Below are 13723 nucleotides of genomic sequence, written 5' to 3'. Positions count from 1 at the left end.
CACATAGTCATCGGTCTCCGAGAAACCGCCGCACCGCCGCAGCGTCGAACGGCCAGCCCAGCTCGCGCCCGGCGCCATCCCGCAGCACCGGAATCCGGAGACCGTACCGCTGCAACAGATGGTCGTCGCCGAGGATGTCCACCGCCGTTGCCACCACGCCCAGATCCGTCAGCACCTCCCCGGCTGCCTTGCACAGATGGCAACCGTCCGTGCCATATAAAACCAGGCCGGATTCAATCGGCATCGTAGCCCAGACTCGGCGCCAGCCAGCGCTCGACCTCGCGTACCGTCATTCCCTTGCGCCGAGCGTAATCTTCGACTTGATCGCGGCCGATCTTACCGACGTTGAAATACTTTGCCGAGGCATGCGAAAAATACCAGCCGCTGACCGAGGACGCCGGATACATGGCGAAACTTTCGGTCAGTGAGATGCCGGTGTTGGCTTCGACATCCAGCAAGCGGAACAACGTGGCCTTCTCGGTATGGTCGGGGCAGGCTGGGTACCCCGGCGCCGGCCGGATGCCGCGGTATTCCTCCGCGATCAGCTGATCGTTCCCCAAGGACTCCTCCGGCGCATAGCCCCAGAATTCACGCCGCACCCGGCGGTGCATCAGTTCAGCGAATGCCTCAGCCAGTCGGTCGGCGAGCGCCTTCAGCATGATGCTGCTATAGTCGTCATGGACCTGGGCGAACCGCTCCAGCTGCACCTCGATACCATGGCCGGCGGTGACGGCGAAACCGCCCAGGTAATCCGCCACTCCGCTGCCAACCGGAGCGACGAAATCCGCCAGACAGTATTCTGGCTGCCCGCCCGGCTTGTCCTGCTGCTGACGCAGATGATGCAGCACAGCCAGCCGCTCGCTCCGACTCTCGTCGGTCCAGAGCACGATGTCATCCCCTTCCGAATTGGCCGGAAAAAATCCGATCACGCCACGGGCAGTGAGCCAGCGCTGCTCGATCAGGAGCGCCAGCATGGCGCGGGCATCCTGCAGCAGGGTACGGGCGTGCTCACCCACGACTTCGTCGTCCAATATCTTTGGATAGCTGCCGGCCAACTCCCAGGTATGGAAGAACGGCGACCAATCGATGTATCCGGCGATCTCCTCCAGGGGATAAGCGTCGAACACCTCCAGCCCCAGCCAATGCGGCGGCGGCGGTACGTAATGCGCCCAGTCCGTATGGAAGGCTCTGGCCCGCGCCTGCTCCAGACTCAGCAACGTACCTTGGGCGCGTCGTCCGGCGTGATGCCGCCGTACCTCTTCGTATTCCTTGCGCACCCGGGCCGTAAAGTCATCTTTCAGGTCGGCGCTGAGCAGGCTACCCGCGACGCCGACGCTGCGCGAGGCGTCGGTCACATAGATGGTCGGCCCATGGTAATTGGGCTCGATCTTGACGGCGGTGTGCGCCCGGGACGTCGTGGCGCCGCCGATCATGAGCGGGATTTCGAAACCGAGCCGCTCCATCTCCCTGGCGACATGGACCATCTCATCCAACGAGGGCGTAATCAGCCCGGACAAGCCGATGATGTCGACGTTTTCCGCCCGGGCAGTCTGCAATATCTTGTCGCAGGGTACCATGACTCCCAGATCGATCACCTCGAAACCGTTGCACTGGAGCACCACGCCGACGATGTTCTTGCCGATGTCATGCACATCGCCCTTCACCGTCGCCATGAGGATTTTGCCGTTGGCGCTGACGTCGGTTCCTGCCTTCTCGGCGTCCATGTAAGGCATCAGATAGGCCACGGCCTTCTTCATCACCCGCGCCGATTTGACCACCTGGGGCAGGAACATCTTGCCAGCACCGAACAAATCGCCGACCACATTCATTCCGGCCATCAGCGGTCCTTCGATGACATGCAGCGGGCGTTCGAATTGCCGGCGTGCTTCTTCCGTATCGGCTTCGATGAACTCATCGATGCCTTTGACCAGCGCATGCTCCAAGCGCTTGTCCACCGGCAGCGAGCGCCAGGCCAGATCGGCCTTGCGCTCGCTGCCGGCGCCCTCCTCGCCCCGGTAACGGTCAGCAATGGCGAGCAGGCGCTCGGTGGCGTCCTCGCGGCGGGCGAGGATGACATCCTCCACGGCATTGCGCAGTTCCTCCGGCACTTCTTCGTAGATCGCGAGCTGGCCGGCGTTGACGATTCCCATGTCCATCCCGGCGCGGATGGCGTGGTACAGGAACACCGCGTGGATGGCCTCGCGCACCGCATTGTTGCCGCGGAAGGAGAAGGAGACGTTGGATACACCACCGGAGATCAGCACATGCGGCAGCCGGGCCTTGATTTCGGCAACGGCCTCGATGAAATCGAGACCGTAGCGGTTGTGTTCCTCGATGCCGGTCGCCACCGCGAAGATGTTGGGATCGAAGATGATGTCCTCGGCCGGGAAGCCGACCTGCTCGGTCAGTAGTTTGTAGGCTCGCTCGCAAATCTCGACCTTACGCTCACGGGTATCGGCCTGGCCCTGCTCGTCGAAAGCCATGACGATGACCGCCGCCCCGTAACGCCGCACCAACCGGGCATGGTGGATAAAAGCCGCCTCCCCTTCCTTGAGCGATATCGAGTTGACGATACCCTTGCCCTGGATACACTTGAGCCCGGCTTCCAAGATCTCCCACTTGGACGAATCGATCATCACCGGCACGCGGGCGATATCGGGCTCCGAGGCGATGAGATTGAGGAACTGCACCATCGCGGCGCGCGAATCGAGCATCCCCTCGTCCATGTTGACGTCGATGATCTGGGCTCCGCTCTCGACCTGCTGGCGCGCCACTTCCAGGGCTTCATCGTACTTCGCCTCCCGGATCAGCCGCCGAAAAGCCGCCGAACCCGTCACGTTGGTGCGTTCGCCGACGTTGACGAACAGTGAATCCGCCGTGATGTTGCAGGGTTCCAGTCCGGCCAGCCGGCAGGCCGGTGGTATCTCCGGAATGCGCCGGGGTGGAAAATGTTCGGCCGCGTCGTGGATCGCCTTGATGTGCGCCGGCGTGGTACCGCAGCAGCCGCCGATAATGTTGAGGAAGCCCTGTTCGGCCCAGTCGGCGATCTCGCGTGCCATCGCTTCGGGTGATTCGTCGTATTCGCCGAATTCGTTGGGCAGGCCCGCATTGGGATGAGCGGAGACGTAGGTGTCGGCGATGCGCGAGAGTTCTTCGACGTGCTGGCGGAGCTGTTTGGCCCCGAGTGCGCAATTGAGGCCGATCGAAATCGGCTTGGCGTGGCGCAGTGAATTCCAGAAGGCTTCGGTGGTCTGCCCCGACAGCGTGCGGCCGGAGGCATCGGTAATTGTGCCGGAGATCATCACCGGCAGGGTATAGCCCTGTTGCTCGAAGAACTGCTCGACGGCGAATACTGCCGCTTTGGCATTGAGGGTGTCGAAGACCGTTTCGATCAGAATGATGTCTGCACCGCCATCGACCAGGCCGCGTACGGCCTCATCGTAGGACGCCACCAGTTCGTCGAAGCTGATGTTGCGGAAACCCGGGTCATTGACCGAGGGCGAGATCGACGCGGTCCGACTGGTCGGTCCCAGGACCCCAGCAACGAAACGCGGCCGGTCCGGCGTCTGCCGGCTCATGCGGTCCGCCGCCTGCCGGGCCAGTCGGGCCGCAGCCACGTTGATCTCGTAAACCAGCGCCTCCATGCCGTAATCCGCCATACTGATGCGGGTAGCGTTGAAGCTGTTGGTTTCCAGGATGTCGGCGCCGGCTTCCAGATAGGCCCAGTGGATGGCTTCGATCACGTCCGGACGGGTCAGTGACAAGAGGTCGTTGTTGCCCTTGACGTCCTGCGGCCAGTCGGCGAAGCGCTGGCCCCGGTAATCGTCCTCCGCCAGCTTGTAGCGCTGGATCATCGTACCCATGGCGCCATCGAGAAACAGGATGCGTTCCTTGAGCAAGCGTCTCAGGAGCGACGAACGCTCCATGGCAGTAACGGGAATGGTCATTGTCCGAAGCCGAAAAAAAAAGGGCTCCATTGTATTCGCTCGGGCGCCATGGATAAACTTGGCCGGTTCCTTGCCAGATGCGAGTCAACCGGGAGACAATTGACCAGTGACATAGGAGTTTAGACCCGAGCGCCTCCCCGAACGAACGGAAGGAGAGCCGCACCCCGCTATGGGCACTTGAATGAGGAGGATCGGAATGAAGCGTTTTTCCACCCTCGCGGGCATCGCACTGCTCGCAGGACTCTCGGCTGGCACCGCCGCTGCCGATGTTTACCTGAAGGATCCGAGCGAAATCGTGGGAACCTGGCAGCTTGAAACGGTGTCTTCTTCGCTGAAGGGTCCTCGGATCGAAGAGAACCGTACCTGGGAGTTCCGCGCCGATGGCGTCATCGTGACCTCGGGTTACAATCGGCATCTGAAGACGAATGACGTGCACGAATGGAAATACCAGATCGTGAACGGCAAGATCTCCGCCGACGATCCCGGCCGCCCAGGTAAGACGATCGACTATACGGTACAGGAGAAAACCGCCGATAGCATGATATTGAGAGGAGGAATAGAAGGCTTCTATTTCTTCAAAAAACGCTAGGAGAAAAACAATGAAAATCAGTGACTTCTTGGAATTCAGCGAAGTAGACAAGAAACTCTGGATCGGCATCGCCGGGGTGAGCGCCCTCATCATCGTCCTACTGTCGGTGTTCGCCACGACATCTCCGTTCTACTGGGTGGAACGCTTCCTGATTACCATCCTGGAAATGTTCATGCCGGGCTATCTGATCACGAAGTTGTTCTTCGACAAGGTGACTTTTTCGGAGTACCCGGTCGCCGACAAGTTCATCGTCTCTCTCACCCTGTCCATCGCCACGGTTCAGACGCTCTACTTCCTGAGCACCTATGTGCGTACCTATGGCTTGAACGTGGACGAAGACGTGATCAGCAGCGACAAGATCGCCGTGGGGTTGGTGTTCCTGGTGATCGCCGGCGCTTTCGGGATCAAGTACTATCTGCTCCGGAAAAAAACGTCCACCCCGGCATCTTGACCCACTGCTCGAACGAAGGCGATCCGCCGCGAATCCCCTGCCCAGTATGTCCGACACCCCGAACAAACCCAATCTGTTGCAAGTGATGGTCAGCACGCTTGCCGGCGCCTTCGGCGTACAGAGCGAAAAGAACCGGCTCCGCGATTTCCAGTACGGCTCGGCGAAAGCCTACATCGCTGCGGGTATTATCGGAACGGTCGTTTTCGTCCTGATAGTGTACGGTGTGGTGAAGCTCGTTCTGAGCGGCGCTGGAAAGTGACGCCGGTGCCATGATCTCCGGCCCGTTTGCAAGCGAGCCGCACGGCGTGGCGGTGCCTGATCCGGGCAGAGTGTTGCATCGCCCATGGAAAGAATGAACACCGAGTCATCCCGGCCGTCGGTCCGCGAACGTCCGCTTTCGCCTCACCTCCAGGTTTATCGCCTGCCGGTCACAGCCCTTCTGTCCATCACCCACCGCATCACCGGCGTCCTGCTCAGCATCGGCCTGATTGGGCTGGTGCTGGTGCTCATGTTGGTGGTCCAGGGGCCCTCGGCCTATGCGCCGGTCCATGCATTCCTGTCCGGCATCGTGGGCCGAATCCTGCTTTGGGCCTGGATCACCGCCCTGCTTTTCCATCTTTCCCATGGCATCCGCCACCTCGCCTGGGACACCGGCCATGGTTTTTCGCGGGATTCCCTCCTGTATTACGCAGTGGGTGAACTCGTGGCAACGCTGGTACTGGTATTGGCCGTCGCGGTTGCCACCCTCGCCAGGAGCTGAACCCGATGAAAAACTATCAGACGCCGCTCGCCCGTGCCCGCGGCCTTGGCTCCGCCCGCGAAGGGCTGCACGACTGGTGGCGACAGCGGGTGACGGCGGTTGCTCTGGTCCCGCTGGGACTGTGGTTCGCCTTCAGCGTGGCCCTGCTTCCTTCCGCCAGCCATGCCGAGCTGGTGGGATGGATCACCGTCCCCTGGAATACGCTGCTACTTCTTTCCTTCGTACTGATCGCGTTCTACCACACGATGCTCGGCCTGCAGGTCGTCATCGAAGACTACGTCCATCTCGATTGGCTCAAGCTGGCAGCGATTCTCGGCGTCAAACTGGTGACATCTTTCCTGACGCTGGCAGCGGTCTATGCCATCCTCCGCATCGTATTCGCATAGCTGAAATGAGCAAGGCCTATGAAATCGTCCGGCACACCTACGATGCCGTCGTAGTCGGAGCCGGTGGTGCGGGACTACGAGCTACCCTGGGGATGGCCGAGAAGGGCCTCAAGACGGCCTGCATCACCAAGGTGTTTCCCACCCGCAGCCACACCGTGGCGGCGCAGGGCGGCATCAGCGCCGCGCTCGGCAACATGGGTGAGGATGACTGGCGCTGGCATATGTATGACACGGTCAAGGGCTCGGACTGGCTGGGCGACCAAGATGCCATCGAATATATGTGCCGCGAGGCCATGCCGGCGGTCATCGAATTAGAGCACTACGGCGTTCCGTTCTCGCGCACCGAAAACGGCAAGATTTACCAGCGACCCTTCGGCGGCATGACCACGCGTTTCGGCAAAGGGGTCGCCCAGCGCACCTGCGCCGCCGCGGACCATACCGGCCACGCGATCCTGCAGACCCTGTACCAGCAATCGCTGAAACACGAAGCCGAGTTCTTCGTCGAATATTTCGCGCTCGACCTTCTCATGGATGAAGGCGAATGCCGCGGCGTGCTGGCCTGGCGCCTGGACGACGGTACGCTGCACATGTTTCGGGCACATATGACCTTGCTCGCCACCGGCGGCTACGGACGGGCCTATTTTTCCTCCACCTCGGCCCATACCTGCACCGGCGACGGCAACGCGATGGTGCTGCGGGCCGGCCTGCCCTTGCAGGACATGGAATTCGTCCAGTTCCATCCCACCGGTATCTATGGCGCCGGCTGCCTCATCACCGAGGGCGTGCGCGGGGAAGGCGGCTATCTCACCAACTCCGAAGGCGAGCGCTTTATGGAGCGCTACGCCCCGCATGCCAAGGACCTTGCCTCGCGCGACGTAGTCAGCCGCGCCATGACGATCGAGATCCGCGAAGGTCGTGGCCTCGGCCCGGAAAAAGATCACCTGCATCTGCATCTGGAACATCTCGACCCGGGGGTCATCCACGAGCGGCTTCCCGGCGTCGCAGAGACCGCTCGGATCTTCGGCGGCATCGACGTGACCCGGGAACCGATCCCAGTGCTGCCGACCGTGCATTACAACATGGGCGGTGTTCCCACCAATTACCGTGCCGAAGTCGTGACGCTCAAGGACGGAAATCCGGAAACCGTAGTGCCGGGCCTGATGGCGATCGGTGAAGGCGCCTGTGTCTCCGTCCATGGCGCCAACCGGCTGGGTTCCAACTCACTGCTGGATCTGGTGGTATTCGGGCGCGCTGCCGCGCTGCGCTGTGCCGAACTGATCCGGCCCCGCCAGATGCACAAACCTCTGCCCGAGGGCACCTGTGATACCGCCCTGGCCCGCTTCGACCGCCTGCGTCATGCCTCTGGCAGCCGGCGGACCGCCGACATCCGGCTGGACATGCAGCGCACGATGCAGAGCCACGCCAGCGTGTTCCGGACCGGCGAGGTATTACGGGAAGGGGTGAAAGAACTGAAGCGAATCATGGATTCCTTCGGCGACGTGTGCATCCGTGACCGCTCATTGATCTGGAACGCTGATCTGCTCGAAACCCTGGAGCTGGAAAATCTGCTTCAGCAGGCTATGGTAACCGTCGTCGCCGCACTCAACCGGGAGGAAAGCCGCGGCAGCCACGCCCGGGAAGACTTCCCGGAGCGGGATGATGTCAACTGGCTCAAGCACTCTTTGCTTTGGCTCAACGAGCGGCACGAAACGACCATAGCCTACCGGCCCGTCCACCTCCATACTCTGACCTCCGACCTGGAGCCGATACCACCCCAAAAGCGTGTTTATTGAACCGCTATTCGCTCCACGGAAAAATACTGCTTCCCGAATTTTCCCGGCCATGCGGGAAATCGCACGCCAGCTCTGGTATCTTTAACTATTTCCCCCACCTCCCTGCTTCCGATCGGCATCCCGATGTATTGGCTTTGGTACCTTTATGGCTTGGCGGCTCTCTTGGCCGTCGGCTGGCTGATACGGGCCATTCCCCGGCGCAAGCTCAAGCGCGCCCGCACAATGCCCTGCCAGATCAAACGGATCCTGTTTTCCCCGGAAGAACATGCCCTGTTTGCCGTCCTGAAGAGTGCAATCGGGAACGAATTCGAGATCTTCGCGAAAATACGGGCGAGCGACATCCTGTCTCCGCATCCGGGGATCGGTCGCCGGGAAGCAGGTGAGCTTTACCAGTCGATGGCCGGCCGGCGCTTCACATTCGTGCTCTGTCACAAGCCCGACCTGTCCGTCGCCGGGATCGTGGAGCTGGCCGAGCATGGAACGGGACGAAAGCTCCAGGAACCGGACGACCCGGTCGTACTGCTGTGCCACGCCGCCGGACTGCCTTTGATCCGCATCCCGGCCAGCCCGTACTACGACACGGGAGAAATTGCCCGGCAGGTCAAGGACGAAATCCGGCGGGAACCCGTGTTCGTCCACGGCGACAGCGAGAGTGGCCGGATCGAGCCGCGGATATCCAGTCTCGAAGACCTCAAGTTCTGAACATGGCAACACTCACCCTCTACGGTATCGCCAATTGTGATGCCTGCCGCAAGGCGCGCCGGGCTCTGGAAAGCCGGGGATATAACTTGCGCTTCCATGACCTCCGTCACGACGGCCTGGATCCACTCTTGCTCGGATGCATGGTCACAGACTTGGGCTGGGATAATCTGCTCAACCGCCGCAGCACCACCTGGCGCCTGCTGCCGGAATCCATTCGGACCTCGCTCGACCGCGAACGCGCGCTGGAGCTCATGCTGGCCCACCCGACACTGATCAAGCGCCCGGTCGTCGAAGACGCAGGCCAATTTTTCCTCGGTCTTGCGGACTTCCCCTCCATCCCATGAGCGATACCCTGAACCTTGCCTTCGAGCTGATTCGGCGCGAATCCGTCACCCCTGAAGACGCAGGCTGCATGGACTTGGTGATCGAACGGCTGGCACCACACGGCTTCCGGCCCGAATGGCTGAATTTCGGCGACACCAAGAACCTCTGGCTCCGCCGCGGCGACGCGGCGCCGCTCTTCGTGTTTCTGGGCCATACCGATGTAGTACCGCCGGGCCCTTTGGAAGACTGGTCATCTCCGCCGTTCGAGCCCGAAATCCGTGACGGCAGACTGTACGGACGCGGCGCGGCCGACATGAAGGGCAGTGTCGCTGCCATGACCACCGCCTTGCAGCGGTTCGTGGGCCGTCATCCGGGGCACCCCGGTTCCCTCGCCGTTCTGCTGACCAGCGACGAAGAAGGCTCGGCCTACGACGGTGTGGTCAAGGTGGTGGAGGTCCTGAAATCGCGAGACACGGTGATCGACTGGTGTCTGGTCGGCGAACCTTCGAGCTTCGCCCGGCTGGGCGACGTGATCCGGGTGGGCCGCCGCGGCTCCTTGGGCGGCATATTGCGGATCCTGGGCGTGCAGGGCCACGTCGCTTATCCCGATAAGGCCGACAACCCCATACACCGCTTCGCTCCCGCGCTTCACGAGCTCACCGCAGAAATCTGGGACGAAGGCAACGAGTTCTTTCCTCCAACCAGCTTCCAGGTCTCCAACATCCATGGCGGGACCGGCGCGGACAATGTCATCCCTGGCAAACTGGAGGTCCTGTTCAATTTCCGCTTTTCGACCGAACTCACGGTGGAGGACATCCAGCGCCGGGTAAAAACCATCCTTGACCGCCATCGCCTCCGCTACGAACTGAGCTGGCGGCTTTCCGGCCTACCGTTTCTGACTCGGGAAACGGAACTGGTGAATGCGACCCGTGCCGCCATTGCCGCAGTCACCGGCCTCAGCCCGCGTGCCGATACCGGTGGCGGCACTTCCGATGGCCGCTTCATCGCCCCGACCGGCGCTCAGGTCGTGGAACTGGGACCGATCAACGCCAGCATCCATAAGATCGACGAACACGTCGATGTCGAAGACCTCGAAGTGCTGTCCGCGATCTACGAACGTATTCTCGGTTATCTGCTGGCAATCTCCTGACCGTCTGAAGCGGATCGCCGCCGATGCGGTTTGTTCAGTTAACAATTAATTGCTATTTACCGGTATTGTCAACACACTCTCCCCTCTATAACCTAGAGCCGTGTTCCACATTCAAGGGTCGAGGTATTTCTTATGACTGCTCTCGAACTTGTTCTGTTCACGGCGCTCTTCGCCACCTTCGCCGGCAGCGTCGGCTATTGCTGGAACCATTACCGCTCGCTCGGCAAATAAGTGCCGGGCCCGATTTCACGGACACCGACGATCTCCTCCTCGTGTGCCATAGAGCTCACGCTTGACCTGCCCTTTCGGCAGGTCTTTTTTTGCCCGCCGGAAGAGCAGATGGCGATGGTATCATCCGGAGGACCCTACGAGATTTCAGGACGATTCCATGCATGATACCGCTTTCCCTCCTCTGGTCGATGCCCGCTGGTTGGCTGAGCACCGGCACGATCCTCGGGTCTTGGTGGTCGATGCCAGTTTCTTCATGCCAGCACAGCGGCGCGATGCCAAAGCCGAATTCGCCGCCGCGCATATTCCGGGCGCCCGGTTCTTCGATATCGACGTGATTGCCGACGCCGCCACCCCCCTGCCTCACATGCTGCCGGCCCCGGCGTTCTTCGCCCACCAGGTCGGCCGGCTGGGGATAGCCAATGACAGCCATATCGTCGCCTACGACGACAACGATTTCATGGCTTCTGCCCGGGTCTGGTGGACATTCCGGGTGTTCGGCCACGACCGGATATCGGTGCTCGACGGCGGGTTCCAGTCCTGGCGGGACCTGGGCCTGCCGGTTTCTTCCGAGGATACGCCACGGGCCGAACGCCCCTTCCGGGCGGGGTTCCGCCCTGAACTGGTGATAGACCTCGAAGCCATGAGGAAGGCGACAACGGAACGGACGATACAAGTGCTGGATGCCCGTTCGCCTGGACGATTCACCGGCACCGAGCCAGAGCCCCGGCCCGGTCTGCGCTCCGGCCATATACCCGGCAGCCGTAACCTGTTCTTCAAGCGACTGATCGATGAAACCAGCCATCGGTTCAAATCCGTCGCCGATTTGGCGGCGCTCTACCGCGAAGCCGGTATCGACCTCAACCGTCCGGTGGCTGCCACCTGCGGAACGGGTGTGACGGCCGCGGTCCTTGCGTTGGGATTGTATTTGCTGGGGCGCTCGGATACTGCGGTCTACGATGGCTCATGGACCGAATGGGGCGGTCGGACCGACACCCCCGTCGAAACGGGTTGAACGCTTCCCGCATGCCGTTCGCTCCGGAACATGCCCCGATCATCGGCAATATCGCCGAGGTCCACGGTCCGGTGGTGGTGATCGCCTGCCAGACACTGCCGCCGCTCCGGCAGGCCCTGTACAGCCGAATCGATCACGAAACCTATCTGTTCGAGGTCCACCAGCACCTCGACGAAAGCCATGTCCGGGCCGTGACCCTGCACCGTACCGCGGGTCTCAAACGCGGCATGGCGGTCCACGATCTCGGGGCGCCGCTGCAGGTCCCGGTGTCCGCGGCCTGCTTGGGCCGGCTGGTGAACCTGTTCGGCGAACCGCTGGACGGCGGCCCGCCGCTGCCCGACTCCGAATACCGCAAGGCCCATCGGCCGCCGGCGCCGCTGGCTGAATCGCTCGCCGCCAGCGAAACGCTGGAAACCGGTATCAAGGTCATCGACCTGCTCTGCCCTTTCGCCCGCGGCGGGAAGACCGGGCTGTTCGGCGGTGCAGGGGTCGGGAAAACGGTGCTGATCATGGAGTTCATGCATGCCGTCATCGCCCTGCACCGCGGAGTCTCGGTCTTCGCCGGCGTGGGCGAACGCATCCGGGAAGGCCACGAATTGTGGCGGGAGCTGGCCGAAGCCGGCGTCCTCGACAAGTCGCTGCTGGTGTACGGCCAGATGGACGAGTCGCCCGGCGTCCGTTTCCGGGTCGGCCTGACCGCTCTGACCTATGCCGAGTATCTCCGCGACACCCTGCACACCGAAGTGCTGTTCCTCGTCGACAACGTATTCCGCTTCGTTCAGGCCGGCAGCGAGATTTCCAGCCTGCTGGGCCGGATGCCCGCGACCGTGGGTTACCAGCCGACCCTCGCCACCGAGGTGGCGGAAATCGAAGAACGCATCACCTCGACCGCTGCCGGTGCGATCACCTCGATACAGGCCGTGTACGTGCCGGCCGACGACATGACTGACCCCGCCGTGGCCGCCATTCTCAGCCACCTCGACACCACGGTCGTGCTGTCGCGCGCCCAGGCGGGCAAGGGCATCTACCCGGCGATCGACCCGCTGGCCTCGGGCAGCCGCCTGATGGACCGCCATGTGATCGGCGGCCGCCATTATGCAATCGCCCAGGGGGTGAGGGAACATCTGGCCCGCTATCGGGAACTGGAAGACATCATCACCATGTTAGGGATGGAGGAGCTCTCGCCCGCGGACCGGCTCCTCGTGCTGCGGGCACGCAAGCTTCAGCGCTATCTGACTCAGCCTTTCTTCGTCACCGCCCAGCATACCGGGCTTGCCGGCGTCAGCGTGCCGCTGGAGGCCACACTCGGCGATTGTGAAGACTTTCTGACCGGGCGTTACGACGATTTAGCGGAAGAAGATTGCTATATGCGCGGCAGGCTCGGGCGCGGCACATGAGGACCTTTGCCCTGAGTCTGAGGGATACCCGCCGCTGTGAGGAAATCGAAGGCATCGAAACCTTCGTCGGCGCCGACGACACCGGCAGTTTCGCCATCCGCGCCGGGCACGCCCCGCTGATCGCCGCCTTAGGGTTCGGCCTGGCGCGCTTCAAACCCGCAGACGGCGACTGGCGCTACCTCGCAGTACCCGGCGCCATGCTGAATTTCGTCCAGAACCGGCTCGAGGTCCTGACGCGGCGGTTTTATCTCTTCGACGACTACCGGATCGCAGCCGCGGCATTGAGGGAGGAGCTGGAAGCCGAGGAGAAGTCGCTGGCGGAAACCCGAGCCAGCATCCGCGCCCTGGAAAGGCACATGCTGAAACGCCTGTGGCAGCTACGGCGCGAGGGGATCAAGCTTTGACATCATAAGGGACCGCCCCAGTAGCCGCCGCTCAGTGACCCCGCGCCCAAGTATCCGCCACCGACCCCGTACCCATAAGGTCCCGCATAGGGCATGCCGTAGTAATAATAGGGGTTGCCGCCGTAGAAACCACTCTCACCCATGGGGTTGCCTGCTTGGCCTGCGTAGTAACCCAGGGGTTCCCCGTCCTGCGTCAGATAGGCATCGGCCCCCGGCCCGCAACCCGCCATTGCGAAGAGAGCCAGACCCGCGAACATGCGCGGCCTCGAAACGCCGGATTCAGCGATGGCGGTCATCAACATCCCCCACGTAAGGATCGCCCCAGTAGCCACCCATACCGTACGGCATGCCATAGTAGTAGTAGGGATCGCCGTAGGGACCTCCATAGCCGCCGTAATAACCCATACCGGCATAGGGATTTCCGGCCCCCACGGAGTAATACCCGAAGGGCTCGTCGTTGTTCAGATAACCCTGATAGCCGGGATCGCCGCAGCCGGCGCCAAGGACTGTCAGACTTCCCGCCATCACTCTGCTCCAAATCTTATGCCGGACCTTCAATGGCGGTCTCCTCCAGCCA

16 protein-coding genes are annotated in these 13723 nt (G+C 62.1%); 12 read left to right on the top strand and 4 right to left on the bottom strand.

The features are described from left to right. Positions 1 to 7: 7 nt before the first annotated feature. Positions 8 to 244 (bottom strand): glutaredoxin family protein, encoded by a 237-nt coding sequence (locus N4J17_RS13050; protein WP_198321620.1) that lies wholly within the window; start codon positions 242 to 244, stop codon positions 8 to 10. Then, positions 234 to 3947 (bottom strand): methionine synthase, encoded by a 3714-nt coding sequence (gene metH, locus N4J17_RS13045; protein ID WP_425326308.1) that lies wholly within the window; start codon positions 3945 to 3947, stop codon positions 234 to 236. The genes N4J17_RS13050 and metH overlap by 11 nt, the downstream gene beginning before the upstream one ends. A 196-nt stretch (positions 3948 to 4143) precedes the next feature. On the opposite strand from metH, the gene N4J17_RS13040 reads away from it, so the two are divergent. The 12 genes from N4J17_RS13040 (at position 4144) to N4J17_RS12985 (ending at position 13146) form a co-directional block, all read left to right on the top strand. Next, positions 4144 to 4536, top strand: a complete 393-nt coding sequence (locus tag N4J17_RS13040) for a hypothetical protein (protein WP_198321619.1) — start codon at positions 4144 to 4146, stop codon at positions 4534 to 4536. Positions 4537 to 4546: 10 nt separating this feature from the next. Beyond that, entirely contained in the window at positions 4547 to 4987 is a 441-nt protein-coding gene (locus N4J17_RS13035) for a hypothetical protein (protein ID WP_198321618.1), read from the top strand. A 46-nt stretch (positions 4988 to 5033) separates the two neighbouring features. Continuing rightward, the gene (locus N4J17_RS13030; RefSeq protein WP_198321617.1) at positions 5034 to 5246 is read left to right on the top strand and encodes a DUF2970 domain-containing protein; all 213 of its coding nucleotides are present in this window, start codon (positions 5034 to 5036) and stop codon (positions 5244 to 5246) included. Positions 5247 to 5339: 93 nt separating this feature from the next. Continuing rightward, positions 5340 to 5747, top strand: coding sequence for a succinate dehydrogenase, cytochrome b556 subunit (sdhC, locus tag N4J17_RS13025; protein ID WP_277458267.1), 408 nt, complete (start codon positions 5340 to 5342; stop codon positions 5745 to 5747). Between the two features lie 5 nt (positions 5748 to 5752). Beyond that, positions 5753 to 6133 carry a succinate dehydrogenase, hydrophobic membrane anchor protein gene (sdhD, locus tag N4J17_RS13020; protein ID WP_198321615.1) on the top strand — a complete coding sequence of 127 codons (381 nt, stop codon included), beginning with the start codon at positions 5753 to 5755 and terminating at the stop codon, positions 6131 to 6133. 5 nt (positions 6134 to 6138) lie between these two features. Then, positions 6139 to 7926, top strand: a complete 1788-nt coding sequence (gene sdhA, locus N4J17_RS13015; RefSeq protein WP_198321614.1) for a succinate dehydrogenase flavoprotein subunit — start codon at positions 6139 to 6141, stop codon at positions 7924 to 7926. A gap of 123 nt (positions 7927 to 8049) precedes the next feature. Next, positions 8050 to 8628 (top strand): DUF2726 domain-containing protein, encoded by a 579-nt coding sequence (locus N4J17_RS13010; RefSeq protein WP_198321613.1) that lies wholly within the window; start codon positions 8050 to 8052, stop codon positions 8626 to 8628. A 2-nt stretch (positions 8629 to 8630) separates the two neighbouring features. Beyond that, positions 8631 to 8972 carry an arsenate reductase gene (locus tag N4J17_RS13005; protein WP_198321612.1) on the top strand — a complete coding sequence of 114 codons (342 nt, stop codon included), beginning with the start codon at positions 8631 to 8633 and terminating at the stop codon, positions 8970 to 8972. Then, complete coding sequence (gene dapE, locus N4J17_RS13000) at positions 8969 to 10102, top strand: succinyl-diaminopimelate desuccinylase (RefSeq protein WP_198321611.1); 1134 nt, start codon at positions 8969 to 8971, stop codon at positions 10100 to 10102. Before N4J17_RS13005 ends, dapE begins: the two co-directional genes overlap by 4 nt. Positions 10103 to 10490: 388 nt before the next feature. Continuing rightward, complete coding sequence (gene sseA, locus N4J17_RS12995; RefSeq protein ID WP_198321610.1) at positions 10491 to 11345, top strand: 3-mercaptopyruvate sulfurtransferase; 855 nt, start codon at positions 10491 to 10493, stop codon at positions 11343 to 11345. Between the two features lie 11 nt (positions 11346 to 11356). Beyond that, positions 11357 to 12742: a F0F1 ATP synthase subunit beta gene (atpD, locus tag N4J17_RS12990; RefSeq protein ID WP_198321645.1), complete on the top strand. Its 1386-nt coding sequence runs from the start codon at positions 11357 to 11359 to the stop codon at positions 12740 to 12742. Continuing rightward, the gene (locus N4J17_RS12985; protein WP_198321609.1) at positions 12739 to 13146 is read left to right on the top strand and encodes a hypothetical protein; all 408 of its coding nucleotides are present in this window, start codon (positions 12739 to 12741) and stop codon (positions 13144 to 13146) included. Before atpD ends, N4J17_RS12985 begins: the two co-directional genes overlap by 4 nt. Before the next feature lie 2 nt (positions 13147 to 13148). Here the strand turns inward: N4J17_RS12985 and N4J17_RS12980 are convergent, their stop codons facing one another. Next, entirely contained in the window at positions 13149 to 13442 is a 294-nt protein-coding gene (locus N4J17_RS12980; protein WP_198321608.1) for a hypothetical protein, read from the bottom strand. Beyond that, entirely contained in the window at positions 13426 to 13671 is a 246-nt protein-coding gene (locus tag N4J17_RS12975) for a hypothetical protein (protein WP_198321607.1), read from the bottom strand. The genes N4J17_RS12980 and N4J17_RS12975 overlap by 17 nt, the downstream gene beginning before the upstream one ends. Positions 13672 to 13723: the final 52 nt, after the last annotated feature.

The sequence above is a fragment of the Methylococcus capsulatus genome, assembly GCF_036864975.1.
In the GTDB taxonomy this organism is placed as follows: domain Bacteria; phylum Pseudomonadota; class Gammaproteobacteria; order Methylococcales; family Methylococcaceae; genus Methylococcus.
Note: the sequence above shows the minus strand (reverse complement) of the source record. Positions and strands in the feature narration are given on the sequence as shown.